Source organism: Saccharomonospora iraqiensis subsp. paurometabolica YIM 90007 (assembly GCF_000231035.2).
GTDB lineage: Bacteria > Actinomycetota > Actinomycetes > Mycobacteriales > Pseudonocardiaceae > Saccharomonospora > Saccharomonospora paurometabolica.
The window spans coordinates 339,682-343,562 of the sequence record NZ_KI912250.1 but is presented as its reverse complement, the minus strand read 5'-3'; the positions used below and the strand labels follow the sequence as shown (position 1 = coordinate 343,562).

The window sequence follows — 3,881 nt, the reverse complement described above, 5'->3', positions numbered from 1 at the left end:
AGTCGACGAACGCGCCCGGCGCGGATCCGGCCGGACCGGTGGATCCGTTCGCGGGGGCCGGACCCGGCGGCCCCGTGGAGACGGACCGCAACGGTCACCCGCCGCGGGACGGCGGCACGAACGCCACCGGAGAGACCACCCCGCCGGTCCCGGAACGACCCGCCGCGACACCGCCCCCGCCGGATCCGCACCCTCTCGGGCCGGACGCCGCCGGATCGGACGCCCCCGGATCGGGCGCCGCAACGGCGGACAGGGCCGGGGCGGACGACGGTTCCCCGGACCCGGGCCGGGAGGACGGTCTGCGCCCGCTGGACGAACCGATCAGTCTCGACGACCTCATCGGCGGCCGGAGTCCGGCGGCGGGCCCGTTCCTGACCCCGGACACCGGGGAGGGGAACGGGTCGCGGTCCGGTCGGGAGCCGGAACCGGGATCCGGCGCGGAACCCGCGACCCGGTTCCTCGACGGGCCCGCGAGTGAGCCCCCGACCGAGCTGGTGGGGCCCGCGGCAGTGACCTCTCCGGTGTCGGCCGAGCCGGTGTGGCCGCAGGAGTCCCCGGACGGGGACGTCGCCGACGGACGTGCTCTGGAGGACGATGCGCCCACGAGAAGACTGCCGATCTACCAGTCCGTGTTGTCGCGCTGGTTCAGCGAGGAGAGCGCGTTCGAACCCGACGACGACCACGATGCGGCGGGGTCCGGCGACCCGGCCGCGGGTGGTCCGGCGGAGGGGGCCGGCTCGGACGGTCGCGGGGACACCGGACCGGCGGAGGCGGCGATGAACGGTTCCCGGGACGGCTCCGGACGCGACGGTGCGGCGGGCACGCCGGACGGGGCCACCGGCGACGACTGGCACAGCGCCTCGGACCTGGGGTGGCAGGCGGCGCACGCGCTGCTGGAGGACAAGAACGAGGAGATCACCCCCGCGGGCCTGCCGAAGCGTGTGCCCAACGCGTATCTCGTGCCGGGCTCGGTCGGTAGCCCGAGCAGGGATGACGGGTTCACCAGCAGGGGTGACGGGTTCACCGACGCGACCGCCGGGGAGCCGGGGCAGGGGGCCATCGCGCGGTCGGCCGAAGCGGCGCGGACCCGGATGATGAGTTTCCAGCGTGGCTACCAGAGTGGCCGCCACGCGCTCCACGAGCCGCAGGTTCGCAGCGAGCAAGTCGACGAGACGGGGGAAACCCCCCGTTCCAACGGGGCGAAGGAGTAAGAGTTGACACGGGCGGGTTCAGAACGTCCGGGAGCGCCGAATCAGGGCAACTCCGGGCAGACGGGCAACTTCGCGTGGCTCATCACGGATTTCGTGCACCGCGTCCCGGGCGCGGCGCACGCCGTGGTGGTCTCCGCCGACGGCCTGTTGCTCGCGGCCTCGCGGGGGCTGCCCAAGGACAGGGCCGACCAGCTCGCCGCGGTGGCGTCCGGCCTCACGAGCCTCGCCCGCGGCGCCGCGCAGGTGTTCGAGGGCGGCACGGTGGCCCAGACCGTGGTCGAGATGGCCAACGGGTTCCTGTTCCTGATGTCGGTCTCCGACGGCTCGTGCCTGGCGGTGCTCGGATCCCCGGATTCGGACATCGGGTTGGTGGTGTACGAGATGACGCTGCTGGTGGACCGGGTCGGTCAGCAGATGACACCGGAGTTGCGTGCGCAGTTGCAGGGCGCGCAGCGCTGACGGTCCCACGCGGGAGCGCGTGGTCGGGGGGCGACGCAGACGGTGAGACAACGCAGACGGTGAGAACACACTGAGGAGACCGCCGTGAATTCCGGGCAGTCACGAGGCGATCGATGGCTCGACGGTGCGGCCTGGCGCCGGACGAACGAGCCGGGCGACGGGGCCGGGTACCGCGACCGTGCCGACCCGGATCCCCGTCCGGGACGGGCGGGCGGCCCACCGTCCGACACCCTCGACACGGGCGAGTGGTTGCGCGCGGGCGGTGCCGACGTCGGCCCGTTCGTCACCGACGTCACCGAATCCGGCCAGTTGTTCAGCGGACCCGGTGCCGAGCTGTACGGCATGGGGGGTGGCGGAACGGGGCAGGACGGCTTCCGGTCCGCCGACGGGGCACGGCACGACCCCGGCCCGTCGTCCCGGGACCACGGGCCCCCGTCGTGGGACTCCGGCCCGCCCTCCCGGGACCCGGGCCCGCCGTCGTGGGATTCGGGCCCGCCGTCGTGGGACCGCCCGTCCCCGGTGCCGCGCCGTCCGGGGGAGACCGCCACCGAGGACGAGGACACCTCGTCCGGGCTGGTGCGCCCGTACTTCCGCACCCGGGGCAGGACGAAACCGGACTACGACCTGGCCATCGAGGCGCTGATCTCCACCAGCGAGCGGGGCAGGCGGCTGGACCGGGTCCGCGTCCCGGAACACCGCTCCATCTGCGGACTGTGCCTGGACACCCGGTCGGTCGCCGAGGTGGCGGCGCTGCTCGGGATGCCGCTGGGGGTCGTCCGGATTCTGGTTGGTGACGTTGCCGGTCTCGGGCTCGTGCTCGTGCACTCCGCGTCCTCCATGGTGGGAGACCGGCCCAGTATCGAGTTCATGGAAAGGGTGCTCAGTGGGCTTCGGAGAATTTGACGCCCCGTCCTCGCCGGCGGTGTCCGGCCCGACGCAGTCGACCAAGATCCTGGTCGCGGGCGGGTTCGGCGTCGGGAAGACGACGCTCGTGGGCGCGGTGTCCGAGATCGATCCGCTGACCACGGAGGCCTCGATGACCGAGGCCAGCGTGTCGGTCGACGACCTGTCGCAGACACCGGACAAGGCGACCACCACCGTGGCGATGGACTTCGGGCGGATCACGCTCGACTCCGACGTGGTCCTCTACGTCTTCGGCACACCGGGCCAGCACCGGTTCTGGTTCATGTGGGACGACCTCGCCCACGGGGCGATCGGGGCGGTCGTCCTGGTGGACACGCGCAGGCTCGCCGACGCGTTCCCGTCGATCGACTTCTTCGAGAACCGGAAGCTGCCGTACATCGTGGCGATCAACTGCTTCGACCGGTTGCTGCACCACCAGATCGAGGACGTCCGGCACGCGCTCACCATCGCCCCCTCGGTGCCGATCATGGCCTGCGACGCGCGGGACCGGGAGTCGACCAAGCAGGTGCTCATCTCGGTCGTGCAACACGCGATCGCGCACGACTCGACCCTCAAGGCGGGGTGAGCTCGGTCACGTTCGCCGGGTGGGCATCCGGCGGACGTGTGCCGTCGCCTGCGCCGACGGCGTGATTCCCGGCGCGGAACCGGGGGAACGGCTACCGGCGGTTTGACCCGGCTAATAGTCTTGCGCGCAGGCCGCGAGGCGAGGAGGGACAGTGACGGCAGCGACTCACCGCGGTTTCGGCTGGCTCATCACCGACTTCGTGCGCCGGGTGCCCGGTGCCGCCCACGCGGTGGTCGTCTCCGCCGACGGACTGCTGCTCTCGGCCTCGGACGGACTCCCGCAGGACCGGGCGGAGCAGCTCTCCGCCGTCGCCTCGGGGCTGGTGTCGCTGACCTACGGGGCCGCCCGCTGCTTCGACGGCGGGGAGGTGACCCAGACGGTCGTCGAGATGGAGAAGGGCTACCTGTTCCTGATGTCCATCAGCGACGGCTCGTGCCTCGCCGTGCTGGCCGCGCCCACGGCCGACATCGGCACCGTCGCCTACGAGATGACGCTGCTGGTGGACCGGGTCGGCCAGCAGATGACCCCGGAGCTCCGTGCGCAGCTGCAGGGCGGCGCGCGTGACTGAGGGCGACGAGTGGGAGAAGTTGAACCGGCCGACGGGGAGGGAGGAGTTCGACTCCCCGAACCGGTTCGACTTGAGCAGCGTCGCGCAGGTCACCGAGCTGGCGCGCCGCGTGCGCCCGCAGGGCCCGCCCCGGCCGCCGACGCCGCCCGCGTCG

The 3,881-nt window shown here is 72.7% G+C and carries 4 protein-coding genes and 1 pseudogene; all 5 read left to right on the top strand.

The features are described from left to right. A pseudogene (locus tag SACPADRAFT_RS0217815) lies at positions 1 to 1,211 on the top strand (nitrate- and nitrite sensing domain-containing protein); the annotation flags it as partial. 3 nt (positions 1,212 to 1,214) lie between these two features. Further along, a complete protein-coding gene (locus tag SACPADRAFT_RS0217810) occupies positions 1,215 to 1,670 on the top strand; it encodes a roadblock/LC7 domain-containing protein (RefSeq protein ID WP_007026820.1) in 456 nt (151 codons plus the stop codon). A gap of 84 nt (positions 1,671 to 1,754) precedes the next feature. Next, the gene (locus SACPADRAFT_RS0217805; protein ID WP_007026821.1) at positions 1,755 to 2,573 is read left to right on the top strand and encodes a DUF742 domain-containing protein; all 819 of its coding nucleotides are present in this window, start codon (positions 1,755 to 1,757) and stop codon (positions 2,571 to 2,573) included. After that, positions 2,554 to 3,159 (top strand): GTP-binding protein, encoded by a 606-nt coding sequence (locus SACPADRAFT_RS0217800; protein ID WP_007026822.1) that lies wholly within the window; start codon positions 2,554 to 2,556, stop codon positions 3,157 to 3,159. The genes SACPADRAFT_RS0217805 and SACPADRAFT_RS0217800 overlap by 20 nt, the downstream gene beginning before the upstream one ends. A 151-nt stretch (positions 3,160 to 3,310) precedes the next feature. After that, a complete protein-coding gene (locus SACPADRAFT_RS0217795) occupies positions 3,311 to 3,727 on the top strand; it encodes a roadblock/LC7 domain-containing protein (protein ID WP_007026823.1) in 417 nt (138 codons plus the stop codon). Positions 3,728 to 3,881 lie beyond the last annotated feature (154 nt).